The 24,616-nt window shown below is 70.2% G+C and carries 19 protein-coding genes and 1 pseudogene; 6 read left to right on the forward strand and 14 right to left on the reverse strand.

Going from position 1 to position 24,616, the window contains the following annotated elements:
* The 7 genes from Q0A33_RS12255 to Q0A33_RS12285 all read right to left on the reverse strand — a co-directional run.
* Positions 1-852, reverse strand: an 852-nt coding sequence (locus tag Q0A33_RS12255) for an amidohydrolase family protein (protein ID WP_291797044.1), incomplete at its 3' end; no start/stop codon positions are given.
* 74 nt (positions 853-926) lie between these two features.
* Complete coding sequence (locus Q0A33_RS12260; RefSeq protein WP_291797048.1) at positions 927-2,396, reverse strand: sodium:solute symporter family protein; 1,470 nt, start codon at positions 2,394-2,396, stop codon at positions 927-929.
* Positions 2,393-2,698 (reverse strand): hypothetical protein, encoded by a 306-nt coding sequence (locus tag Q0A33_RS12265; RefSeq protein WP_291797051.1) that lies wholly within the window; start codon positions 2,696-2,698, stop codon positions 2,393-2,395. The genes Q0A33_RS12260 and Q0A33_RS12265 overlap by 4 nt, the downstream gene beginning before the upstream one ends.
* Before the next feature lie 124 nt (positions 2,699-2,822).
* Positions 2,823-4,259, reverse strand: a complete 1,437-nt coding sequence (locus tag Q0A33_RS12270; protein ID WP_291797053.1) for an amidase — start codon at positions 4,257-4,259, stop codon at positions 2,823-2,825.
* An 82-nt stretch (positions 4,260-4,341) separates the two neighbouring features.
* A complete protein-coding gene (locus Q0A33_RS12275) occupies positions 4,342-5,616 on the reverse strand; it encodes a hypothetical protein (RefSeq protein WP_291797055.1) in 1,275 nt (424 codons plus the stop codon).
* A gap of 138 nt (positions 5,617-5,754) precedes the next feature.
* Positions 5,755-7,050 (reverse strand): M20 family metallo-hydrolase, encoded by a 1,296-nt coding sequence (locus tag Q0A33_RS12280; protein WP_291797059.1) that lies wholly within the window; start codon positions 7,048-7,050, stop codon positions 5,755-5,757.
* Positions 7,051-7,221: 171 nt separating this feature from the next.
* A complete protein-coding gene (locus Q0A33_RS12285; protein ID WP_291797061.1) occupies positions 7,222-8,115 on the reverse strand; it encodes a LysR family transcriptional regulator in 894 nt (297 codons plus the stop codon).
* 127 nt (positions 8,116-8,242) lie between these two features.
* On the opposite strand from Q0A33_RS12285, the gene Q0A33_RS12290 reads away from it, so the two are divergent.
* Complete coding sequence (locus Q0A33_RS12290; RefSeq protein ID WP_291797064.1) at positions 8,243-9,526, forward strand: cytochrome P450; 1,284 nt, start codon at positions 8,243-8,245, stop codon at positions 9,524-9,526.
* A 41-nt stretch (positions 9,527-9,567) separates the two neighbouring features.
* Here Q0A33_RS12290 and Q0A33_RS12295 read toward each other — a convergent pair whose 3' ends face one another.
* Positions 9,568-10,698 carry a PDR/VanB family oxidoreductase gene (locus Q0A33_RS12295; protein WP_291797067.1) on the reverse strand — a complete coding sequence of 377 codons (1,131 nt, stop codon included), beginning with the start codon at positions 10,696-10,698 and terminating at the stop codon, positions 9,568-9,570.
* Positions 10,699-10,847: 149 nt separating this feature from the next.
* Between Q0A33_RS12295 and Q0A33_RS12300 the strand changes: the two genes are divergently transcribed.
* The 4 genes and pseudogenes from Q0A33_RS12300 (at position 10,848) to Q0A33_RS12310 (ending at position 14,535) form a co-directional block, all read left to right on the forward strand.
* Positions 10,848-12,284, forward strand: a complete 1,437-nt coding sequence (locus Q0A33_RS12300; RefSeq protein ID WP_291797070.1) for a sodium:solute symporter family protein — start codon at positions 10,848-10,850, stop codon at positions 12,282-12,284.
* 277 nt (positions 12,285-12,561) lie between these two features.
* Positions 12,562-13,293 (forward strand): annotated as a pseudogene (locus Q0A33_RS16605) (MmgE/PrpD family protein); the annotation flags it as partial.
* A gap of 370 nt (positions 13,294-13,663) precedes the next feature.
* Positions 13,664-13,969 (forward strand): hypothetical protein, encoded by a 306-nt coding sequence (locus tag Q0A33_RS16610; RefSeq protein WP_363316599.1) that lies wholly within the window; start codon positions 13,664-13,666, stop codon positions 13,967-13,969.
* Between the two features lie 128 nt (positions 13,970-14,097).
* Positions 14,098-14,535, forward strand: coding sequence for a VOC family protein (locus Q0A33_RS12310; protein ID WP_291797076.1), 438 nt, complete (start codon positions 14,098-14,100; stop codon positions 14,533-14,535).
* A 6-nt stretch (positions 14,536-14,541) separates the two neighbouring features.
* Here the strand turns inward: Q0A33_RS12310 and Q0A33_RS12315 are convergent, their stop codons facing one another.
* The 3 genes from Q0A33_RS12315 to Q0A33_RS12325 all read right to left on the reverse strand — a co-directional run bounded on the left by Q0A33_RS12315 (position 14,542) and on the right by Q0A33_RS12325 (position 19,337).
* Positions 14,542-15,963: a TIGR00366 family protein gene (locus tag Q0A33_RS12315; RefSeq protein WP_291797079.1), complete on the reverse strand. Its 1,422-nt coding sequence runs from the start codon at positions 15,961-15,963 to the stop codon at positions 14,542-14,544.
* 83 nt (positions 15,964-16,046) lie between these two features.
* Positions 16,047-17,579 (reverse strand): AMP-binding protein, encoded by a 1,533-nt coding sequence (locus Q0A33_RS12320; protein ID WP_291797081.1) that lies wholly within the window; start codon positions 17,577-17,579, stop codon positions 16,047-16,049.
* 114 nt (positions 17,580-17,693) lie between these two features.
* Positions 17,694-19,337 (reverse strand): helix-turn-helix domain-containing protein, encoded by a 1,644-nt coding sequence (locus Q0A33_RS12325; RefSeq protein WP_291797083.1) that lies wholly within the window; start codon positions 19,335-19,337, stop codon positions 17,694-17,696.
* Between the two features lie 300 nt (positions 19,338-19,637).
* Here Q0A33_RS12325 and Q0A33_RS12330 point away from each other — a divergent pair, with 300 nt between their 5' ends.
* Positions 19,638-20,120, forward strand: coding sequence for a DUF2087 domain-containing protein (locus Q0A33_RS12330; RefSeq protein WP_291797085.1), 483 nt, complete (start codon positions 19,638-19,640; stop codon positions 20,118-20,120).
* A gap of 135 nt (positions 20,121-20,255) precedes the next feature.
* Here Q0A33_RS12330 and dctP read toward each other — a convergent pair whose 3' ends face one another.
* From dctP to Q0A33_RS12345, 3 genes are all read right to left on the reverse strand, one after another.
* Entirely contained in the window at positions 20,256-21,509 is a 1,254-nt protein-coding gene (dctP, locus tag Q0A33_RS12335) for a TRAP transporter substrate-binding protein DctP (RefSeq protein ID WP_291797088.1), read from the reverse strand.
* Between the two features lie 287 nt (positions 21,510-21,796).
* Positions 21,797-23,113: an alkyl sulfatase dimerization domain-containing protein gene (locus Q0A33_RS12340; protein WP_291797091.1), complete on the reverse strand. Its 1,317-nt coding sequence runs from the start codon at positions 23,111-23,113 to the stop codon at positions 21,797-21,799.
* Between the two features lie 155 nt (positions 23,114-23,268).
* Positions 23,269-24,528, reverse strand: a complete 1,260-nt coding sequence (locus tag Q0A33_RS12345) for a helix-turn-helix domain-containing protein (RefSeq protein WP_291797095.1) — start codon at positions 24,526-24,528, stop codon at positions 23,269-23,271.
* Positions 24,529-24,616 lie beyond the last annotated feature (88 nt).

Here is a 24,616-nt window from a genome sequence, read left to right on the forward strand (position 1 = left end):
ATCACCCAGCCCCGAGAAGATCCCCACCCGCATCGTGTCCCGGACGATCCCCAGCGAATCGCCGAGGCCGCCCACCACCGCATAGATCCGCTGTTTCACGAGCCCGGTGGCCACTGCCCGCTGCAGTCCGCGCAGATGGCTGAACCCCTGGCCCGTCGCATCGTGGATCGAGGTGACCCCGTGCCGGGCGAACAGCTCCGACCCTGCCTCGTTGCTCGCATCCAGTTCGGCATCGCTGAGTACCGCAGTGGAGAACATGCGCATGTGCGCGCTCTCGATGAGCACTCCATCCGGTTCACCAGAGTCGTCGTGGGAGATCCGCCCGCCCACCGGATCGGGCGTGGCCGCATCTATCCCCGCAAGTTCCAGCGCCCGCGAGTTCACCGCCGAGATATGCCCGCACGCCCGCACGACGATGAGCGGGTGCTCGGTGGTCACACCGTCGAGTTCCGCCCGCGTGGGGTAGCGGCCCTCCGCAATGACCGTCTCGTTGAACCCCCACGCCCGCACCCACGCCCCAGCAGGCAAGGAGTCAGCCTTGGTCCGCAGCTGCCCCAGCAGATCGCCTACCGAACGCACGGACGGATCCTTGCAGGACACAGAGGTGAGATTCGATCCCACCATCGTGAGGTGAGCGTGGGCATCGATGAACCCGGGCATGAGTGTCCGTCCGGCGAGGTCCACCCGTCTGGTCTCCGGGCCCGCCAGCGTCTCGATCTCCGCCGAGGTGCCGACCGCCTCTATCAGGCCGTTCCGGACAGACACCGCCTCAGCGACTGAGTCGTGTGCATCGACGGTGAGCACCTCGCCGCCGGTGAAGATCGTGTGGGCGGACTGCTGCTGCGCTGTCATGTGAATCCTTTCCGCGGCAATGAATGCCGCCTGTCGCCGAGGCCGCGGCAGGGCGCCTCGGTCTCACTCCCTGATCACGCCTCGGCGGCGGCTTCCTTCCGCTCGAAGTACCGCGCCAGCGCGCGGTCCGAGCTCGGCCTCGTGAGCAGGGACACGATGACGAACAGGGGGATGTTCACCATCAGCCCCCAGATGCCGGCGTGGATGCCCAGCGGGTGGACGATGAAGAACGAGAACAGCACCGTGACGAGGAGCCCGGCCACCAGCCCCACGATGGCTCCCCATTTGCTGGCCCGCGGCCAGAAGAAGATCCCCACCATGATGGGCATCGCCTGGCCGGAGAATCCGTAGCCGATCAGCAGGATGTAGACGAGGCTCGCCGGCTCCGCGATGGAGATCGGCGCGATGATGAGCGCCATGATCGGGAAGATGAGCCAACGCGTGAGCCGGCCGGTCCTCTCGTCGCTGAGCTTGAACAGCGGCTGGATAATGTCCTTGCTGTAGGTGAGCGCCGTCGCGTGGATCTGCGGCTCGCTCGACGACATCGAGGCCGCCAGCGTGCCGGCACCCAGCAGACCAGCGAGCAGCACCGGCATGTTGTCCACGGCGAACTGGACCGCCACGTGGTCGGGGTTCGCGATGTCCGGGTACTCGAAGATGCCGATGAACCCCACGACGATCATCGGGATGAGCATGATGAAGTACAGCGGGATGAACGATGAGGCCTTGCGCAGCCCCGCAGGCGAGGCCGCTCCCATCCACGAGACCCAGTGCGACTGCCAGATGGAGAAGACGGAGATGAGGATCGAGGTGGTCCAGAACGCGTAGTTCATGTCGCCCAGGTTCCCTGGCAGGGTGAGGAACTGCGGCAGGTCCTCCTGCAGACGCTCGAAGATGGGCCGTGCATTGAAGCCGCCGGTGGTGTGGTTGATCGCCCACAGGCCCACGACCCACGCCGTGACGAACATGAGCACGCCCTGCAGCGCATTCGTCATCCCGATGGCCCGCAGGCCGCTGCGGTAGAGGTAGATCGCGATGACGCCGAGGACCAGGAGGACGCCCATCCACGTGGGGATGAGCCCGAAGCTCATGACGTTGAGGATGTACGCGGAGCCGATCGTCTGCAGGACCGCGTATGCGAGACCGGCGATGGAGACGCCTGCAGCCGCGATCCCGCCCAGCAGAGGCGACTCGTAGCGATCCGTGATCGCTGCCGACTGCGTCACGTGCCCGTACCGGTACCCCAGATCCCAGACCTTCGGTCCGATGTACCACGCGACGAACGCCATGAACGAGATGTAGACGATGACGTACATCGCGGGGACGCCCCGGGAGTAGGCCCAGCCGGGCGAGCCCAGAAAGGTGTAGGCGCTCACCATGCCCGCGCCGATGAGCAGGTAGACGACGAAGGCGTTGAGGCTGCGGTCGCCCGCGCCCCAGCCCTGCACGGTGGACATATTGTGCCCGCGGCCGGCGCGTACGCCGATGAGCACGGCGATGACCAGGTACGAGGCGGTGAGGAGCAGGGGAATGTACTGGGTCATGACTCCTCCCTCCTGTGAGCGCCGCTCGCGGCTTCAGATGCGCGGGCGTCATCGCCGGGTTCTGGAGGCTCGGGCACCTCGTCCGTGCCGTGGACTCCGAGGCCGTTGACGACGACCATTGCGACCGAGGTCAGCACGGTGACGATCACCGACCACGTGACGAGTGCGGGCAGGCCGAAGATCAGCTGCTCGGTGTCGAAGAGGACGATGGCGGGCCACAGGCCGAGCAGCATCGTGACCACCACGACTGCGATGGCCAGCCAGTGCCTGGCGGTTCTGGGTCTCCTGGTGCGGAACTGCATGGTTTCCTCTCTGTGCGCTGCGCGCTGCGTGCTGACTTTGCGTGCTGCATGCCGCGTGTGCGGAAGTCGGTGGATTCGCGCCGGCTTCCCGGTTCTGCCCGCGGTCAGTCGGCTGGTGCATCACTCACCGGCCGAGCGCCTCGAAGGCGCTCCCGCAGCCCAGCACCCCCTTGTCGTCCATGAACGCGCCGACGAGCTGAAGACCGAAGATGTGGTCGTCGGGAAACAGCCCCGGCCGCACCGAGAGCGCCGGGTGCCCCGTGTGATTCGCCAGTGACGTCAGCCGGACGAGGACGGTCGTCGCGTCCTCCGGCTCCGGCGTGCTGATGACCGTCTCACCGGCCAACGGCGGCAGGGTCACGAGAGTGGGCAGCGCGATGACGTCGACGTCTTCCAGCACCGCGTCCACCCTGCGCCGCAGTGCATCGCGGCGACGTCGCGCATTCAGGTAGTCCTCCCGCGAGATCTGCGCGGCGTCCCGGAGCGAGTCCCGGAGGGCGGGGCGGTAGCGCGCCTCCTCCGTGCCGAAGCGCGCAGCGTGGTACGCGTACATCTCGGCTGCCAGGATCGGCCAGTGCACCGCACCGATCTCGCCGGGCAGCGGCAGTTCGACAGGCACGAGGACGGCACCGGCGGCCTCGGCCGCGGCAAGCGAGCGCTGGAAGTCCTCGCGCACCGTCTCCGTGCACACCGCGAGGAACTCCGCCGACGGCACGCCGAGGCGCACTCCCTGCAGAGTCGCATCACTGCCCGGCAGATCCGCATCGCCCGGTGCGGCGGAAGAGCGATCCCCGCCCTCCTGCAGGCTTCCCGCCGTCAGCGCGGAGACCACGATGCGCAGGTCCTCCGACGTCCGTGCCAGGGGTCCCACGTGGTCGAGGGACCACGCCAGCGTCGTCACGCCCGCCGTGGGGATGAGGTCCATCGAGGGCTTGAGTCCCGCGATGCCGCACGCCGCCGCGGGGATGCGCACGCTGCCCCCGGTGTCAGAGCCCAATGCCGCGAACACCATGCCCGAGGCCACGGCGGAACCGGATCCGCCGCTGGAGCCGCCCGCCGTCCGCTCCGGCGCGAGCGGAGTGCGGGCCGGGCCAATCGTGGTCAGCGCGAACTCGTCCATGGTCGCCGATCCGATCACGACCGCCCCCTGGGACAGGAGCGCGTCCACGGCCGTGGCATTGTGATCCGCCCGGTTCTGGGCGAGGACGGCGGAACCGCACTCCCACGGCTTCCCCTCCATCGCGAAGTTCTCCTTGACAGCCACGGGAATGCCGTCCAGGAGCCCGCGCGCGGTTCCCTCTCGGAAGCGCGCGTCCGAGGCGGCGGCCTGTGCGAGGGCGTCCTCGGCGAAGACGTGCGCCAGCGCCCGCAGCTCCCCGTTCATGCGCTCTGCCGCGGCCAGCGAGGCCCGGGCGAGATCGGTCGATGTCACTTCCCCGTCTCTGAGCGCCTGTGCCGCGGGCGCTATCCGTCCCGCCGCCAGGAGCTCCTCGGCCGTGCTGGGCTGGCTGTGCGTGCCGGACTGGTTCCCTGTGCGGGACTGGTCTTCTGCACTGGTCATGATCGCCTCTTTCCTCAGGTTCCGTGCGATAGGTGCGATGAGTCGATTCCGGATGGGGTCACTGATCGGGTCGCAGGTCTGGTCACAGGACGAGCCGGAGGAGCGGCACTCCCGCCAGCGTGATGATCGTCATCGACATCACGCTTCCGATGAAGGGGTGGAAGTCCGCCGGGAGCCTCCGGGCGATCGCCCTTCCGATGTACGGCCCGGTGAGCGCGCCGAGGACGCTTGCCGAGACGATGACCGCCCAGCCTCCTCCGAACTCGATGACAGCGGCGGGGACGAAGGAGACGATCGGCACGAATGTGGGGTACCAGCCCTGCGACTGCCACTGCCCGGCGCAGATCCACACGGCGAGCAGCGCCGTCAGCAGCTGCGCGGTGAGGATGTCGGGGACGAGTCCGAGAGGTCCCTGCCCGGCTCCGCCGAGGAACCAGGCGAGCAGCACACCGGCGATCATCCCCAGCGAGGCCCATTCGTTCCCGTAGAACTGCGGCTCCGTGAAGTCCGCGAGAGCTCTGCGGGGCAGCCAGAGAGGGCGGACGGACTGCGCCTCCTCCTCAGCGGGCACCTCGGCGCGCAGGTTCGACCTGACTCTGTCGTCACTCTCGGGAACAGCCGGGGAGGAGGCAGAGGTCGTGGCGGGGGAGACGTCTTCGCCCCCGGCCGCCTCGGACAGCTCAGCGGCCTCGGTCGCCTCGGGCAGGCGCATCCAGGGGAGTGCGCGGCATAGGGCGAAGGCGATGAGCGCGCCCGCCCACATCGAGGCGACATTCCCGATGACCACGGGCAGCCCCGCCGGCACGAGCACGAAATCGACGAGGACGAGGGCCACGGGGGTGGTGAGGAGGGCGGCGAGAACCGCCGCGGTGACGGCGGTGGCCCACCCCCTGCCGTAGATCAGCACGATGGCGGGGGCCACGGAGACGAAGGGGACGAATATCGGCTGCCATGCGCTGAACTCGAGCGTCCACGACCAGAGGAGATGGGACAGCAGCAGAGCGGTGAGGGCGGAGACGAGCACCCAGGGCCAGAGCCCCGTGCCGTAGGAGATGTCGAATCCGCGGGCGCGGCTTCTCCGCACGGCCAGAGCGTGGGCGAGGGCCGCGCCGGCGAGCATCGCGGCACCGGCCAGGGCGGACCCGTAGAACTGCGCCTCCGTCATATCGCCGAGGAACCGGTCCAGCCAGGGGAGGAAGCCCGAGGCGGTCTCATCTCCCGGCGCCGCGGGGGCATGCTCAGCGAGTCGGTGCAGCGCCATGTTGAGCAGCACGGTCACGGCCACGGCAGCGCCGAGCACCGGGAGGAGCCGCAGGCGGAGAGCGCGGGAGCGGCTCTGCGCGCGCGTGTCGCTCATAATGCGCTGCCCGGGTGACCGGAGTTCGAGCGGGGGCCGGAGCCGGAGGCGCCGCCCTCGTGGTCCGAACCGCCACCGCAAGCGGAGCCGGGTGCGGAATGGGTGGATCTCCTGCCGCTGAGACGCATCGCCGGCCCCTCAGGACTTCCCGGACCAAGGGGCCTCGGGCGCGAGCTCCCCGCTCACCAGCTCACCGGCGACGGCCGTGAGGACGCCGAGGCCCCTGACCATGTCCTCGTCCGTCGTGAACTCGCGCTCGCAGTGGGAGACGCCGTCCACGCTGGGGACGAAGAGCATGATGGAGGGCACCACGGTGTTCATCGACACGGAGTCGTGGCCGGCCATCGTCTCGATGCGCCGGCTGCTCAGTCCCTCGTTGGCAGCGGCCTTCTCCGCGAGCTCCACGCCCTCGGCGGGGAAGTACCGCTTCTCCCGGATGTCGAAATCGTTCACATCGATGGTGAGGTCGTGCTCGCGGGCGATCTCCTGGATCTCTCCCAGCAGGATCTCCCGCGCTCGCTGCACGATCTCCGGCGAGGAGGAACGGAGATCCGCGACCATGTGCACGCGGCGCGGGACGACGATGGGCGAATTGGGCTCGACCACGTGCTGACCCACGGAGGAGACCATCGCCTCCTCCTCGAAGTTCTGCGTGACGGCGTGCACGCGCAGCACCACCTTGGCCGCGGCGACGAGCGCATCGTGCCTGTCCGCCATCGCAGTGGCACCGGTGTGCGACTGCTCTCCCAGCACCTCGATGTCGAGCTTCTGGGTGTACCAGCTGGACTCGACCACGCCGATGTCCCGCGCCTCGCGCTCCAGGATGCGGCCCTGCTCGATGTGGATCTCCGCATAGGCTGCAGCCGTGGGCGGGGTGTCCGTGCCGAGCTGGTCGATCGCGGCCAGCGCCTCGGCGACCGCGATGCCCTCCAGATCCCGCACCTGCAGCATCTCCTCCCGGTCGAACAGACCGGCGTAGACGGAGCTGCCCATGACGGAGGGGGCGAAGCGGCCGCCCTCCTCGTTGAACCAGTTGACGACGGCGAGGTTGTGCACGGGCTTCCGCGCACCCTCCTCGACCGCCTGCCGGACGCGCTGCGCCGCGTGCAGTGCGGCGATGACCCCGTAGGCACCGTCGAACCTGCCGCCCAGCGGCTGTGAGTCGAGATGCGATCCCACGAGGACGTAGGGCGCGCCGGGAACGCACTCCCAGCAGGCGAACTGGTTCCCGATCCCGTCGACGCGGACCTCCCAGCCACGGGAGCGTGCCCACGCGGTGAACCACTGCCGGGTCAGTCCGTCCTCCGGGGTGGCCGCCTGCCGCTCGACCCCGCCGGCAGGCGTCGCGCCGATCTTCGCGACCTCATGGAAATCGGTGAGGAACTCCCGGTCGGTCGATGCGATGTGCGAGTGGGTGGATCCATCGGATGTCACGATGCCTGCGCCTTCCTGCAGCGGGGCCGCTGTGTGGGGCCGCCGTTCTCGTCCATTCACCGTCTGTCAGGCGCGTCACATACGTCAAACACATTGTTCTCAACAGCCTCATCGGTTTTCCTGATGAGCGGCGGGACCTGGGCCTTGTCTCTGCTCCCTGCCCGAACGCCCCTACCCGAACATCTCGTGGCAGAGATCGCGGAACACGCGCGCCCGCCGGTTGAGCGTCGCGCCGCGCGGCCAGGCCACCGCGATGTCGATGGACGGGAAGTCGTCGAGCAGGGTGACGGTGGCGACCTCGGCTCCGGCGTACGTCATGGCCGGAATGCGCTGGTTGAGCACGGAGTACCCGTGCCCCTGGGCCACGAAGGCACGGACGGTCTCATAGCCCTCGAAGACGTGCTGCGTGCGCGGGACCACGCCGGCGAGACGGAAGAGGTGCTCGTAGTACTGCCGCGAATGCGGCATGCCAAGCTCGATGTACGGCTCGTCCGCGAAGTCGTGGAGATGCGCGCTCGTCCCCGCCCGTGGATGATCGGCGGGGACGAGGACGTGCGGAGGGACCGCGCTGAACACCGAACGATCGAAGGTGCTGTTCAGCCCCAGGGTGTACAGGAGAGCCGCATCGCACTCGCCCGCCGTCAGAGCACTCTGCACGCCGCTGAGATCCGCCTCCAGATAGGTCAGGTCGACAGCGGGATGCCTACGCATGAACTCCTGGTGCAGCGCGGGCAGGAAGGTGGGCGCGATGGGCGCGAAGACGCCCACCCGGAGCCGCCCCGAGAGCGAGTGGGCGAGGCCGTGCGCGAATTCGGTGAGGGCCTCGGCGCCGTCCAGGAACTCGTCCACCTCTGCGGCGAGGCGCCGGCCGGCGGGAGAGAGCACGATGGACCGGTTGGGGAGGCGGAGGAACAGCTCCACCCTCAGCGCCCTCTCCAGCTGGGCCATGGCCGTGGAGACCGCGGACTGGGACACGCTGAGCTCCGCGGCTGCGGCCGTCATGTTCTCGCAGCGGGCGACTGCCTGGAAGTACCGCAGCTGCACGAGCGTGAAGTCCGAGGGCATGGACCCATGGTTGCACGCGCTGTGAGACGCGCCTCGCGGTGCCGGGGACGGCGGCATAGATTGGGTGCCACGTCAGGGAAGACGGCAGTGAAGACTGCGGAGACGACGGCAAGGAAGCGGGACAGCAATGGCAGACGGAACCTCCACGATCTCCGGCACGTGCCCGGTGCTGCAGGACGACCCCTACGCGCCCGAGGTGCTCGCCGACCCCTATCCCTTCCTCGCCCGCCTGCGGGAGGCCGGTCCGGTGGTGTGGCTGGAGAAGCACGGGGTGCACGCCTTCGGCCGCGATGCCGAGGTCCGCGCGATCCTCGACGACTGGCAGACCTTCATCAGCGGCGCCGGCGTGGGCCCGGTGGACTTCGCGAAGGACGCGCCCACCTGGTGGCGCCCCGGCATCCTCGAGGTGGACCCGCCCATCCACACCCGCATGCGCTCGGCGATGTCCGCCGTCATCTCCCCGGCCCGCCTCCGGCCCCTGCGCCAGGGCTTCGAGGACTATGCGCGCGAGCTCTTCGACGAGGTCCTGGGTGCGGAGGGCGCAGTGGGCGGTGCGCCGGCCTCGGGCGCGGATGCCGGCGCGCGCCAGACTGCTCCCCGCACCGTCGAGCTCGACGCCTTCGAACTCGCCAAGCGCTTCACCCTCCGCGTCTTCGGCGACGCCGTGGGGGTGCCGCGCGAGGGACGCGACCCGTACCTCGTCCTGCAGGGCGCCATGAACTTCTCCCGCTTCGGGCCCATGAATGAGGTCGCGCAGCACCACATGGACGCGGCGGACGGCGTCATGGAATGGGTGATGAACGCCTGCGAGCGCTCCCATCTGGCCCCCGGCGGCCTCGGCTCCCTGATCTGGGACTATGCGGACTCCGGCGACATCCTCCCCGAGGAGGCCACCCTGCTCGTCCGCGCCATGCTCTCCGCCGGCCTCGACACCACCATCCTCGCCATCGCGAACACCCTCGTCGCGCTGTCGCAGGAGCCTGAGCAGTACGCCCGCCTGCGCCGCGACCCCCGCCTCGTGAAGTACGCCATCGACGAGGCCTTTCGCATTGAGGCGCCCTTCCAGTCGTTCTTCCGCAAGACCTCGCGCGAGGTGGAGATCGGCGGCATCACGCTGCCCGAGGGCGTCAAGCTCATCGTCTTCCCCGGCGCCGCCAACCGGGATCCCGAGAAGTGGGGGCCGGATGCGGACAGGTACGACCTCGACCGTGACGCCTCCGGCCACCTCACCTTCGGCCTCGGCATCCACATGTGCGTGGGTCAGCCCATCAGCCGCATGGAGATGGACGCCTTCTTCGCGGAGTTCGTCCGCCGCGTGAGCGCGTTCGAGCCCACCGCCCCGCCCACGCCGTACATCCACACGACGCTGCGCTCGTTCGAGAAGGTGCCGCTGCGGCTGACCGTGGGGTGACCGGCCTGGGCTGAGCTGACGGTGCCCGAGGCGCCGGTCCGCTACCGCTGCACGTCGAGCGTGATGCGCTCGCCGGCCGCCCGTGACACGCACACCATCATCGAGGACTGCTCCGCCTGCTCCTCGGGGGAGAGCACCGCATCGCGGTGGTCGGCCTCGCCGCAGAGGATCCGGGTCTCGCACGTGCCGCAGGTGCCGCGCCGGCAGCTCGAGAGCGAGCGGATGCCGGCCCGGGAGAACGCCTCCAGGATCGACTCGTTCCGCTCCACCGCCACCTCGCTGCCGTCGGCGAGCTCGACGGTGAACGGCGGACCCACCGTCGTGGGGGTGCCTGCACCCGCGCCCGAGGCCGCTTCAGCACTCTCCGGATCGAAGTCCTCGCGCTCCACCCGGTGAGGCAGAGCGCTCAGCCCGCTCGTCACCGCATCCATGAGCGCCGTGGGACCGCACGTGTAGACGACCGCGGTGGGATGCGCGGCCAGCCATTCCTCTGCCGCGGCGGCGAGGTCCGGCCTGCCGCCTCGCTGGGCCGTCGCCCACACCTCGACGTGCTCGGCGCCGAACTCCGCTTCGAGCTCGCGGGCGAACGCCATTGAGGCCTCGGAGCGTCCGATGTAGAGCAGCCGCCAGTCCAGACCCAGCCCGTGAGCGAACGTGAGCATGGACCGCAGCGGCGTGATGCCCACGCCGCCGGCGATGAAGAGGGCCGGCAGTGCGGCACGGAAGTGGAACGAGGCGCGCGGGGCGCGCACGAAGAGCTCATCGCCGGCCTGGACGTGCGAGTGGATCCACTCCGAACCGCCGTCCCCGTCCTCGTGCCGCAGCACCGCGATCTGCCACGGCGTCGCACCCGTGGGATCCGAGCACAGGGAGTAGTGGCGGATGAGGGGTTCGGCTGCGGGCGCCTCAGGCGGCGAACCGGCCTCAGATCCGGCAGCGGGGGAGGGCGCCATGCCTGCCCCCGGAGCCGGAGCCGGAGCCGGAGCCGGAGCGGGCACCGCCACCTCGAGGTGCGCTCCCGGGGCGAACGGCTGCCGGCTGTCGAGGGTGAGGGCGAGCACGGCCTCGGCGACGGGCTCCGCCCGGGTGACCCGCACGGGGCGGAACCCTGCGCGCTCGAGGAGGTCCCGGTCGAGGGCCTCGGAGGTGCGCGCGGGCGTCTGGGTGTCCATCGCTCCATGACAGCACGAGTGCGCGCCCGCCGCGAGGCCGATCCTGCATCGCGAGAACGATTGTTGGAGACCGGCGCCCTCGCCTGCAAGAGTGACCTGCGGCACCCTCGTCCCGGTTCCGCGCCGGCCCTGTCCCAGGAGACATCCTCATGCTGCACGTGTGGCTCATCGGCGGTCTCGCCGTGTACTTCGTCGCGCTCCTCGCGCTGTCCTTCGTGCGGCAGCGCACCAAGTCCGGTGAGGACTTCTTCCTCGCGGGGCGGAAGACTCCGGCGTGGATGCTCGGCTTCGCATTCATCGCCACCTGGTACGGCGGCAACTCCGCGCTCATCAGCGTGGACTCCGCCTATGCGGACGGCATGTCGTCCTGGTGGATCCTGGGCGGGCCCACCGTCATCGCGGTCATCGCCCTCATCGCGTTCGCGCCGCTCATCCGCCGCACGGGCGCCATGAGCCAGAACGGGATCCTCGCCAGCCGGTACAACGCCGCGACAGGCAATCTGCTCTCCGTCGTCCTCACGCTCTACCTCATCATGTGGGGCGCGTCCCAGATGGTGGCGATCGGCCACTTCTTCGAGTCGTTCTTCGACATCTCCTACTTCACCGCCGTCCTCATCGCCGTGGCGGTCTGCGTGGTGTACGCCCTGGTGGGAGGCTTCCGTGCAGTCGTCTACACGGAGGTCTTCCAGTTCCTGCTGCTCCTGGCCGGGCTCGTCGTCACGATGTGCGTGGCGCTCGCCCTGTCCGGCGGCTGGGACAACGTCGCCGCGATCGCCGCGGAGACCCGCGAACCCGGCTACTTCAACCTGTTCCAGGGCATCCAGCTCAACCTCTCGTTCATCATCTCCTTCGGCTTGGCGTTCATGATCGACGGTGCGGCCTGGCAGCGCATCCAGGCCGCGCCCACGCCCAGGGCGGCGCGCTGGACGGCGGTGACGGCGCTCATCGGCTTCGTCCCCCTGTACTTCTTCGTCGTCATCACGGGCATCGCCTCCCTGGGCGTCTTCGGTGAGGTCCCGGAGGGCGGCATCGTCTCCACGCTCGCCGCCGGCCACATGCCGCCGTGGCTCACCACACTCGTCTTCGTGGGCATCGCGGCGGCGATCATGTCCACCATCTGCACGACCTTCAACGTCGCGAGCCTCTACATCACGGAGCTCACCGTGAAGTACGCGCTGAAGGACGCCACCCAGAAGCAGACGGTGCGCACCGGCCGGGTGGCGACGGTCGCGGCCGCCGTCCTCGGCATGGTCGTGGCCGTGCAGCTGCCCAGCGCGCTCGATGTGCTCGAACTCGCCTCCGAGCTCATCACCGCAGGCCTCTTCTGGCCCATGGTGTTCGGGTTCTTCTGGAAGCGCGGCAACACGCCCGGCGCCATCGCCTCGATCCTCGCCGGCGGCGCGTTCATCCTCTACGGCTTCGCGATCGAGTTCGGCGCGCCGCTGCCGCACTTCTGGAACGACGGGCCGGCGCGCATCCTCACCGGCCTGGCGCTGAGCCTCGTGGCCTACCTCGTCGTCAGCCTCGCGACGAAGCCGGAGACGGAGAAGGCGGAGGCGTTCATCGCCACGGCACGGGGGCGGTGAGGCGCGGAGCCGGTGGTGAGGCGCGCGGCCTGCGGTGAGGCGCGGTTTCCAGGTGACCTGCCGGCCGGAGCTCCGCCACCGAGCCGTCTGCGACGCGGCATGCATCCGCCATTGACATCCTTCAAATATATTCCATATTGTGAGGTGAGTCATTCGCATCTGCGTGACGGTCCGGCGACGCCGCGGGAGCGCCGACGTTCGCCTGCATCCGCAGTGCCGGACCGGTCCCGAGGAAGAGGCTGCAGAAGGCGGCCCATCGATGAGGCAGAGGCAGCACATGGAAAAGCTTCCCCCAGTGGAAGAGGCCGTCGCCCGCTTGGTGGTCGACCTCACGTACGACGTCCTCTCGCCGGAGGCGCTCGAAGGCGCCCGGAGGCTTCTCCAGGATCAGCTGGGCCTGCAGGTGGGAAGCTCCACCCTGCCCTGGAGCCGGGCTGTCCTGGAGGTCGCGCGGAACCGGCACGTGCCGGGGAGCTCCCGGACGGCGCTCACCGGCGACAGGATGGATGCCGCGGACGCCGCGTTCGTCAACGGCGCCTACGGCCACGGGTTCGAGTACGACGATGCGCACGCGCCCAGCCTGAGCCACCCGGGCAGCTGCGTCATCCCCGCTGCGCTCGCCCTGGGCGAGGAGCTCGATGCCGACATGAGCCAGGTGCTCGAAGACATGGTCGCAGGCTACGAGGTCTACACCAGGATCGGCACGCTGGCTGCTCCGGACATCCTCTCGCGCGGCTTCCACCCGCATGCGATCCTCTCGAACTTCGGTGCGGCCGCCGTCGTGGCGAAGATGCGCGGCTTCGACCTCGAGACCACGATCCACGCGCTGGCGATCGCCTACAGCCATGCCTCGGGCGCGACCGAGTGCACGTCCTCCGGCGGCTCGATCAAGCGCGTCCATGCCGGCATCGGCACGCGCAACGGCATGCTCGCCGCAGGCATGGCCGCCGGCGGGCTCACCGGACCCACGGCCTTCCTCACCGGCGGGAAGGGATTCTTCCTCACCTATGTGGGCCGCGAGGTGCCTGATGCGGAGGCTGCGCGTTTCTCCCTCGACAAGCCGTTCGAGATCGCGAACCCGCTCTTCAAGCCGTACTGCTGCTGCGCGTACAACCATGCATTCATCGACGGCGCGCGCGGCTTCGCGGACCGGGCGGAGCAGATCGAGCGGGTCGATCTCCGCATCCAGCCCAGCGGCGACGTGGTGATCGGCAATCGGAACGCGAATGCCTACAACCCCACGCGGATCGAGCAGCTGCAGTACAGCCTGCCCTTCCAGTTCGCGCTGTCCGTGCTGGGCAGGGGGGAACGGATACGCCACCCACAACGCGTACATGAATGGCGAGCTGGACCTCGGCGAGGGCGGCGAGATCGCCGCGATGGCGAACCGGGTGCGCATCGAGGCCGATCCCCGGCTCACGGAGCGGTATCCCACCAAGATGGTCGGCGACATCACCCTGACGTTCCGCGACGGCAGCTCAGAGCATGTGTTCGTCGAGGATTCCGTGGGTTCGGCACCCAATCCCATGACCCAGGAGTTCTCCGACGACAAGTTCCGGGAGCTCACGGGGGACTGCCTGGGAGAGGAGCGCAGTGAGGCGCTGCTGCGGGCGGTCAAGGAGGTGGACCCGGGGCTCCGGGCCGTCGATCCGGTCTCGCTGCTCTGCCGTCCGGAAGCGGGCTGAGGGTTCACGCTCGTCAGGGGCTGTGCCGCTGCGGGTCCGTCCCACATACTGAGGGCGTGAGGTGCGGTGCCCGGCGTCAGCGCCGTGCCCGTCAGCGCCGCACCACCTCAGCCGCAGAGGAGACCCCCATGCCCGTCCCCGCTCACTTCTCCATCGTCACCCTGGGAGTCGCGGACGTGAGCGCGTCCGCAGCGTTCTACCGCCGCCTCGGCTGGACGCAGCGCGGCGACGAGTCCCTGGGCATCACCTGGTTCCGTACGGCGGGCACATGGATCGGCCTGTTCGGCCATGATGCGCTCGCCGCGGACGCGGGGCTGGAGAGCACGCCCGCACCCGCGTACCGCGGTGTGACGCTGGCGCTGAACTTCGCGAGCGAGGACGAGGTCGACGACGCGCTCGCGGAAGCGGTCGCCGCAGGCGCCCGGCTGGTGAAGCCCGCGACCCGCGCGGACTGGGGCGGCTACTCCGGCTACTTCGCGGATCCCGACGGTCACCTGTGGGAGGCGGCCTACGCGCCCGGCATGCCCGCGCGCGAGGACGGCACCATCGAGATCCCGGAGAGCTGAGCCGGCCTACAGGAGCGCGGCCATGCCGAAGAGGTACAGGCACACGACCGCCAGCATGAGGAGGACCGGCGGCACGGTGTATCCCACCACCTCGCTGAACTTGAGCTTGTAGTTGGCCAGGTACGGCAGTGCGAAGAACGGGATGATGAGGTTCGTGACGCCGTCGCCCATCTGGTACGCCTGCATGATCAGTCCCAGATCCGCGTCGAGGTCCAGGGTCGTGGGGATGATGTACGGGGCCTCGATGACGAACTTGGACCCGCCGGAGGGCACCGCGATGTTCAGGAGCCCGGAGTACAGGAACGCGATCACCGGCCAGGTCGTCGCCGTCGAGATCGCCGTGAATGCGTGCGAGATGACCACGCCCAGGCCGGTGGCGCTGATCAGTCCGAAGATGCCCGCGTAGAACGGGAACTGGAGGATGAATCCCCAGGTGCCCGCGATGCCCTCGCGCACCAGTCCGGCGTAGTACTCCGGCCCCCAGTTCGCGCACAGGACCATCCCCAGCGCGAGGAAGAGGAAGTTGTAGGAGTTGAGGTCGAGCCCTGCGGCACCCACGGAGGCGATGTGCAGGACGCTGTACACCAGCCCCACACCGCCGATTACGTACATGATCCAGCGGCTCGCATTCGCCTTCTGCGCGGGAGTGGTCCGCTCGACGGCGGTGTCGGACTCCGCGGATTCGAGCACGGCCGGGTCCACCTGCTTCATCTTGGCGGGGTCCTTGGGATGCATGAGCAGCATGAAGACGATGCCGATGAACAGGCACACCACGAGGAGGAGGCCGTAGTCCAGGCGGAGCACGGAGTCCGTGAGGGGCACGGAGACCGGAGTCGCCTCGGTGTGGGTGTCCGGCACGAGGTCGCGCAGGTAATCGGGTGTGGCCGCGTAGAGGACCGCGGCACCGGACATGCCCGCGGAGCCGGGCAGCAGAGCCATGAAGAGGGTGGCCACGAGGATGGGCGCATGCATCCTGATCCCCTTGCGCTTCGCCTGGGCGAGCAGCTCCTTGCCCATGACGATGCCGCCCATCATCCCCAGGCCCCAGTGGATGAAGCCCAGTGCCGCCGCGACCACGCTGCCCAGGACGATCATCTGGGCGCGGGTCCGGGGGAGGCTCGCGATCCGGGAGAGCAGCAGCTTGGCCGGCGGCGAGGTGGCGACGGCGTTGCCCGTGGCCAGCAGCACGGTCATCTGCATGGTGAAGGCGAGCAGGTCCCAGAAGGAGCCGGTCCATGCGGAGACGAGCGAGGTCGTCTCCTGGTCGGGGGACCACACGGGCGTGCCCGTGAGGAAGAATGCCAGCAGCCCGACGATGAGCGTGAGCGCGAGGCAGATGACGAAGGAATCCGGCATCCAGCGCAGGAACCACGCGAGATACCGGTCCATGAAGCGCTGCTTCTGCGCAGCGCCTGTCTCCTGTGACATGAGTGTTCCTCTGTATGGTGTCGTCGGAATGATGCGTGAGTCGTGGCGGCGGACGAGCAGCGGGCCGGGCCGCATGCGCCTCTCTAGCCGTCCGTGTGCAGGCGGAGCTGCTTCTTGTCCACCTTGCCCACTGCCGTGACGGGCAGCTCCTCGCGGAGCACCACCTCTTTGGGACGCTTGTAGCCGGAGAGAAGTGCGCGGGCCGCCCGGGCGATCCTCTCCTCCGTGGCGTCGGGCGTCGCGGGCACGACGAAGGCGACCACGGCCTCGCCCCAGTCCGGGTGGGGGACGCCCACGACGGCGGCTTCCTTGACGTCGTCCAGGCTCGCGAGGGCCTGCTCCACCTCGCCGGCATAGACGTTCAGGCCGCCGGTGATGATCATGTCCTTCTTGCGGTCGACCAGGAAGAGATAGCCCTCCTCGTCCAGGTACCCCAGGTCGCCCGTGCAGAGCCAGCCGTCGCGCAGCGCCGCGGCAGTCGCCTCGGGCTTCCCCAGGTACTCCTCCATCACGTAGGGGGCGCGGCCGAGGACCTCGCCCACCTCGCCCGGCGCGCAGTCCGAGCCGTCGCTGCGCACGGTGCGGATCTGCGCCATGAGGACGCTCTGCCCGCAGCTTCTCAGACGCGCGGGGGACCGGTCCGCCGAGTGGTCCTCGCGGCGCAGGCGCGTGAGGAAGTTGGGCGCCTCGGTCTGGCCGAAGAGCTGCATGAACACCGGTCCGAACAGGTCGAGACCCTGGCGCAGCCGTGCCTCCGTGATGGGCGAGGCCCCGTAGAGGACGGTGCGGAGCGAGCTCGAGTCGAACGCCGGGCGGGCCGCGACCTCGTCGAGCATCCGGTAGATCATGGTGGGCACCATGAACAGGTAGCTCACCCGGTCCTTCTCGATCCTCTCCAGCACGAGGTCCAGGTCGAAGCCCGCCTCGACGTGGATGACCGCGCCCTGCAGCAGGCCCGTCTGCGCGAGGACGCCCGCGCTGTGCGGCAGCGGCGAGGTGAGGAGCAGCCTGTCCTGCGCGGCGATCTCCGTCTCGATCACGTGGGAGAGGAGATTCGCGGTGACTCCGCGCTGATGATGCACGACTCCCTTGGGCCGGCCGGTGGTCCCTCCCGTGTACATGATCAGAGCGCGGTCCCCGGCCTCGACCGGAGGCAGGTCGGCCAGTGTCGGAACGTCCTCGCCGGTGCCGGGCTCCTGGGTGACCCCGGCGGGCAGCTGCGCGTCCGTGAGAAGGACCGGGTCCGCGCCGAGGCCCCGCGCACGCTCGACGGCGCGCAGCCTGGTCTCCGAGGCGAGGACGACCTTCGCCCGGGAGTCGTGGAGGATGTGGGCGACCTCCTCGTCGGAGAGCATCATGTTCACCGGCACCTTGGCGCCGCCGACGGCGATGATCGCGAGATCGGCGATCAGGTACCGGGCGCTGTTCTCCCGCACGATCGCGACCGGATCCCCGGCGCGGACTCCCGCGTCCATGAGCACGGAGGCCAGGCGCAGCGCGGACTCGCGGAGTTCGTCGTAGCTCCACGTGACGCCGTCGGCGACGACGGCGGGGCGAGACCCGTGCCTCTCCAACGCGGGGAACACGAGCTCCCTCGTCACCTCGAGTGCCGTCATCCGTCCCTCCTCTTCTTCGAGATCCTCGTCGCCGAGGCCACTGGAGAAGTCAGAGTGTCGTACTGTTGCACGCCTTCCCAGGGCATGGCGTGCCAGACTTGCAGCATTTGGGTGTCACGGCATGACAGTCCCGGCGGGGCGGTGCGAGAGCGCCCGCACCACCGATTCCATGCGCAGAGCGGTCTCTATGCGGAAGCGGTCGTCCACGTCGTCGAAATCGACCCCCAGCAGTCGCTCGATCTGGGCGACCCGGTTGCGCACCGTGTTGTAGTGCACCCGCAGCTCGGCCGCGGTCCTGGGCAGATGCCGGTCGTTGCCCAGGTAGGCGCGCGCCGTGGCGAGGTGCTGGGTGCCGCGCTGCTCGTCGAGTTCGCGCAGCGGTCCGAGGGTGTCTGCGACGGTGGTCTCCAGCTGTGCGAGCGGCAGACTGGCGAGCCCCTGCAGGCCGAGGTTCCGCGCGCTCACCACCCCGTCCTCGGAGTGGTGGTCCCCGCTCAGCCCCACCTCGCAGGCGGCGCGCGCCTCGTCGTAGGACATGGAGATGTCGCCCAGACCTCCGCACGCACGGCCGATCCCGATCACCGCGCCGGCCCCCGGCGACCGGAGGCGCTCGCGTGCGAGCAGCTCCGCGAGCTGCTGTCGCGTCCTGCCCTCCGGTGCCGTGGGGAGCTCGACCAGTGCTGCGAGGCGGTCGCCGCGCCGCTGCAGCAGGCTGCGGGTGAACGTGGTGCGGAACTCCTCGGCGAAGCGGGCCGAGACCTGGCCGCCCGGCCCGCGGCTCCCCGCCACCAGGACCCGCGCGCCCCGTGCGAGCCCGCTCATGCCGATGAGCGCGAGCCGCCGGACGAGACCTTCGCCGTCCGCCAGCCTGCCGGTGACGAGCTGGTCGAACAGATCCCCGCGGAGGCGCTCCGTCGTCCGTTCGCGCTCGCCGAGGCGCAGCAGCTGGGAGCGGAGCACCTCGTACGCCAGGCGCAGGGCGGGTTCGTCCGCGGACCGGTGGGCGTCCGCGGAGAGGAGGGCGAGCCGGAGGCTGCCCCCAGGCTCCAGCTCGCCGGACAGCAGGGTGCGGCCTCCCTGCCGTCCGCCGGAGTGGAGCAGGCGGCCGCCCTCGTCCCGGAGCTCGATCCGCACGTCTAGGGCGGTCGAGGCTGTCTGGACGGCCTCCTCGATCCGATCGGCTCCCATGAGGCCGTGCGCCAGATCGGCGGCCGAGCGCAGCGCGGCGGAGGCGGCATCGGCTCGTTCGCGATGGCTGCGCGCCTCTGCCTCCGCGCGACCGTCGACGTCCAGCTGTTCCAGCCGCACCGCGAGGTAGCGGCCGATCGTCTCCAGCTGCCCGACGTCCTCGTCCGCCCATGCTCGCGGCCGGCGGCACGCCGCGTAGAGCACGCCCAGCGTGCGGTCCGCGGAGAGAAGGGGCACCACCAGCACGGTGACGATGCCTTCGTTGTCGATGACGCGCTTGGCGGGCACGCGCCGCGCGTCGTGCTGGTAGTCGCTGCTCTTGTGCGGGCGGCCGAGGAGGGCGGCGCGGCCGCCGATGCCGGAGCCGACCTCCAGCCGCCACACCGCGGACATCTCCGGCGTGCGCAGCCCGGAGGCCGTCCCCATGCGCAGGCAGCCGTCCTCGACCAGCCCCGTCCACGAGACGTCGCAGCCGAACGTCCTGCGCACCTGGTGCACCGCCGCCTGCATCGCCTGAGTCGGATCATTGGCGACGAGGAGGGCCTCCAGGTAGCGGTTCAGGTCGGTCACGGTTCTCCCTCCTGCCCGGGGGACGTCTCCCGGCGTGCTGCACGAGCGCTGCGGCCCGGGCACCTCCCCACCGCCTGCCCGGTGCTGTTGACAACGTACCTCGTCGTGTGTGAATCTCTGTGCCTGGCGCAGATCCGCCGCCCAGCCCGCACCTCGGCCCCAGCCCGGGTGCACAGGCGAAGGGGAGCACATCCTCGGATCACGTGGCCGGAGCTCGTGCTCCCGGCCGGATGCCGACGCCTCGCATGTGAGACAGCGTCGCGGCATGCTGGGGCTGCTCGCGGCGCGAGACGGATCCACATGACGCACAACAGCGATTTCAAGAAGCTCGTCCGCAGCCGGATGGAGCGCACGGGGGAGAACTACACCACGGCGCTCGCCGCACTGCAGATCGACAGGGACCGCGCATACGCGGACCATCTCAGGCGCATCCGCCCGTTCTTCGAGGACGGCGACCCCCGTGCGCGACTGCTCCGGATCCCCGCGAAGCGGCGCACCCAGCTCGCCGTCGCCCTCGAGATGCTGCGGCGGTTCGATCCGGCGCTCACGTACACGGAGACGCAGGTGGGCGCCGTTCTCCGCACGGCGCACGAGGACGTCGCCTACCTGCGTCGTGAGCTCGTGGACTACGGCCTCATGGAGCGCGACGGCGTGGGCACCTACTGGTTCGCCCGGACCCTGCCGGTCCGCACCGGCAACCTGGCCCAGGAGGTGAGCGACTGGGAGCGGGTGTGGATGCCGGAGTTCCTGGCCGTGGGGACCCGGGCGGCGCTCGCCGACTGATCGCTTCCCCCAGCCAACCCAGCGACCTCGGCGAGGGAAAGCGATCAGTCCAGGATGGAAGGATAGGAAGGACGGCTGGATGCGCGGGAAGCTGACCACGCGAGGGGAGGCCCGGCGACAGGTGGAAAGCGCCCCTCACGCTCCCGGGCGGTGCTCCAGCGCCGCCCCGGACTCGTAGACCGTCCGGGCGAACTCGGCGTAGTCCGCCTCCGCGTACCACTCGTCGAAGTCCGCCATGTCCCCGGAATCCGCCAGCCCCAGCTCCTCGACCTTCGCCGTCCAGGACTCGATGCCCTCCGCCAGCCGCTCCTCGAAGTCCTCGCCCAGCCGTCCGCCGGACACAGCCTCCGCGGTGAGCTCCTCGGAGAGTGTGTGCAGCCGGGACTGCGTGTCCTCGGACAGCGGCCGCACTTCGCCTCCGTGCTCCTTGGACTGGCGCACCAGCTCGGCCGCGGAGTCCGTGTAGCTCTGCACGAATCCGCCTCCGCCCAGTCCTGCACTGTCGAAGATGATCTGCTGGTAGGCCAGCGGCAGCTCCTCGAACCTGCTCCCGGCCATCACCGTCGTCGCCGTCCGGGGGAAGCTGGTGGTGGTCGTGAAGCCCAGCTCCGGAGCGACCTCCAGCACGCCGCTCTCCGCCGTGGCGGGGCTGGGGCCCACATTGCAGTCCACGGTGCCGCGCTCCAGCGCCTCGAACATCTCCGTGTACTCCATGGAGACGGGCACCGCTCCGAGTCCGGAGACCTGCGTGTCCTGCGCGGTCGTGCCCACCCGGACCTGGCGTCCCTGCCAGTCGGCGGCCGAGGCCAGCGGCTCCCGGCACGTGGTGTAGTTGCCGGCGGTGGTGGCGAAGGGCGTGAGCGGCACCAGTCCGGCCGCGTCGAAGGAGTCCAGGATCTCCTGGTTCTCCCAACCCAGGTCGCTGTACACGGCGTAGGCGATGAACTCGCCCGCGAACGGGGAGGAGGGCAGCATCGCAGTGGTGGTCGAGAGGTCGTCGAAGGCGGCGAATTCTGCCGGGCTGTACCCGGGCAGCGTGTTCGCCAGGTCCAGCCGGCCGTCGGCCAGCGCATCCTGCACGGTGTCGTAGCCGGCCACCGCCTGCCCCCACACGAGGTCCACCGTGATCATGCCGCCGGAGCGCTCCTCGATGCGGTCCGCGATCTCCGTCGCCGCCGGACTCATGATCGATTCCGCCGAGGCCGCCCCCGGCTGGAAGGTGAGCGTCACCGGTTCCAGCCCCTCGAGGACCGCGTCCACCTCCTCCTGGGAGGCTCCGTACTCGAAGCCCTCACCGCCTCCGGCACCGCCGCTGCCGCCGCCGATGCTTCCCGCGCATGCGCTCAGCACCAGTGCGGCGGTGCCTGTCAGCGCCGCTGCGCCGAGCATCCTGCGACGTCCTCGATTCCTGGGACTTGTCCTCATCCGCTCATTCCTCGTGCAGTTCCCGTGCGCTCCTGCCTGCCGCGCACGCAGTCTCGTCGCCCGTCCCATCTGGGCGCGGGCGTGCCCTCGGGCGTGTGCCGCCGCCGGGCCCCGGGCGGGGGCACACGCCGGGGGCGCCGGGCCCGCGCGTGCGCCCGGGGGGGCGGGTGCGCCGCGCCCCGCCGGGGGGCGGGCCCGCGCGCGCGGCCGGGGACACCCCCGCGGCCCCCGGGGGGGGGCCACACGCCGGCTCAGACGGACCAGCGCATGCGCCCGGCGGTCCGGGTCCGCAGCTCCGCGACGGGGTCCGTGCCCGCGATCGCGGCCTGGGACTCCACCACGGCCCAGGCATAGATGCCCTTGGCCATCGTGGACGTCGCCGCCTTCTCCATCTGCGAGAACACGTCCGCCCGAGCCTCGTGGATCTCCGGGACCGGGGAGGCGTCCGCGGCGAACTGCACCAGCTCGCCCGCGAGCCTGTGGCTGCCCGCTTCCGCGAGCTCCTGCGCACGCCGCGCCAGCTTCTCCGCCCCGCCGGCCAGGGAGGCGAGCTCCGCGGCGAGCTCCGCCTGCGGCGAGGGCTTGAGATGCGCGGGGTTCCCGTCGTACCAGCCGCCGTAGAGGCGCCAGAGATTGCGCACCACGAACTCCGGCTCGTCGTAGGAGGGCCGCAGGTACGGCTTCTCCAGCAGGTGCTCCGGCGTCCTCACCGTCCGCAGGATCTCGTCCAGCGTGGCACCCTCATTCATCATGTCCACCGTGGTGCCGTAGATCGCCTCCAGCAGCTCCGCCGCGTTCCCCAGCGTCTCCCGGATGCGCTCCGCACCCACGACCGGCAGCCCGTGGCCGGGCAGCAGCATCTCCGCACCCAGCCCGGCCATCCAGCGCAGCGTCTGGGCCCACTCGAGGGCGAAGCGCTGGACCTTCTGCGGATTGCCCGCATTGGGGCTCGACCAGATGAAGAAGTCCCCGGAGAACAGCACCTTCCGCTCCGGGATCCAGGCGATCGTGCAGTCGTCCGTCTCCCCCTTGGCGTGATGGAGCTCGATGTGCTCCCCGCCCAGGTCCAGGGTGGCCTGGGCGCGGTAGGTGACGTCCGGGTACCGGTACTCGCCGGGCCAGCGGAAGCCCGGTGCCTGGAACTGCCGCCGGTTGATCGACTCGTTGTAGCCGTGCGTGCGCCGGTAGCGGTCGAAGCGCGGCACCAGGTTCTCCTGTGCCAGCACGGTGGGCTGGGTCCAGCCGTTCTGCCGCGCCTCCTCGTCGAACGGACGCATGCCGAAGGCGTGGTCGAGGTGCCCGTGCGAGTACACGGCGGTGTGCACGCGGTCCGGCGTCAGCGCGCGCACGGCGGCGAACAGCTCCTCGGCCGTCCTGCGGTCGCCCGTGTCGTAGAGGAAGAGCCCCTGCGAGGTCCGCAGCACGTACACGTTGCCGAACGCCGGCCACATGTACAGGTTCTCGCCGAGTTCGACGAGCCCCTCCTTCCGGCACTCACCGGCGTGATAGGCGCGGAGGGACTCCTCGCCGCGCCAGGCGCGGTCGGCGTACTCGAGAATCTCGGACACGTCTTCTCCTTCGAAGCAGATGTGAGGCGTTGCCGGTCTCCGGCGACCGGGCCGGTCAGCGGCGACCGGCGGAGCACGGTCCTGACGCTATGTGCGGGGAGCAGGCCGGACAATGAGCGCGGGTGACAACCGGCCGGCGGTGGAACTGTGACGGATCACAGTGCGCGGGAGCCCGCCTCCTCCGCGCCCGAGGCCTCGGGCGCGTCCCCCGCGAGCGCTGCGACGGCGAGCGTGAGCAGATCGCGCGTGCGGTGCGCGTCCAGTCCGGTGAGCTGGGCGACTCGGGCGAGCCGGTTGTCCACCGTGTTGGGATGCACGTGGAGCGCCCGCGCGGTCGCACGCCTGTCGAGATCGTGGTCGATGAAGCTGCGCACAGTCTCGCGCAGCTCCGGCCGCGAGAGCGCGGGACGGCTCCGCTCCAGGAGGGAGGGCAGGGCGAGGCTGCCGTGCCCGAGGTGGTGGTCGAGCGCGAGGTCGTCCATCGTCAGGGGCACCCCGGTGCGGCCCAGCCGCAGCCCCGTCTCCAGGGCCGCCGCGCTCACGCGTGCGGCGCGGGGCACGTCGCCGAGGCCGTGCGCGGGCTCGGACGCCGTCGTCACCTCCGCACCGGTCACCTCGCGGAGCGTGCGCAGCGTCCGTGCCGCGGCCTCGGCGTCGCCCAGCCCCTCCCGATGGGACCAGGAGACGATCCGTCCGGTCCGCGCCCGGAGGTCCATGAGCCAGACATCGGCGAAGTCGCGGCGCAGCTGCGCCCGCACCTGCCGGACCTTGCGGTGCCGGGCGATGGAGCGGTCGCGGTGGGCGGCGGCGTCCTCGCCCGGGGCCGGTCCCAGGTGCAGGTGCGTCACGAGGGGTGCTGAGGGGACCGCGTCCGGCTCCGCGAAGGTCCAGCCGCGGCCCGTCCACAGGGCCTCGATGACCTCCGCGTCCTGGCGGGAGTCCGCCGCGGCGGCGTCCCGGGCGGCGACCGCGAAGGCGTCCGCGACCTTGCGCGCCATGAGGTCGAAGGCCTCGCGCATCCGGGTGACGGCGTGCAGGACGAGCGCCGGCTCCCGGATCTCCGCCGCCGCGGCCTCGGCGAGCACGGTGTACGACAGCTGCCAGCAGCGCATGTACTCCTCGAGCGGCAGGTCGTCGGCGACCCTGTCGACGGTGAGCGCGGCGGCCTCGGTGATCGCGGGTTCGAGCGGCGGCCGGGTCTCCGTGAGGGAGGCGATGCACGCGCGCATGATCGTCCGCACCGTCTGCGTGCTCTCGCGCTCGAGGTGGTGGGGGACGTCCGTGCCCGTGTACCTCTCCGCGCCCTCTACGTAGAGGGCGATCGTCCGCCGGGCCAGCGCGGGCACCGCCCGCCGCAGCCGGTCCGCGGCCCCGGCGAGAGCGTCCGAGGACTGGTCGTCTCCGATGGTCTGCATCCGCCGCTCCTCTGTGACGCATCACAGATTCCCCTGCACGTCCCTGTGATCCGCCTCGATGGTATCCCCTGCCGCCCCTTCAGTAGCG

It is taken from the genome of Brevibacterium sp. (assembly GCF_022712115.1).
GTDB classification, from domain to species: Bacteria; Actinomycetota; Actinomycetes; order Actinomycetales; family Brevibacteriaceae; genus Brevibacterium; species Brevibacterium salitolerans.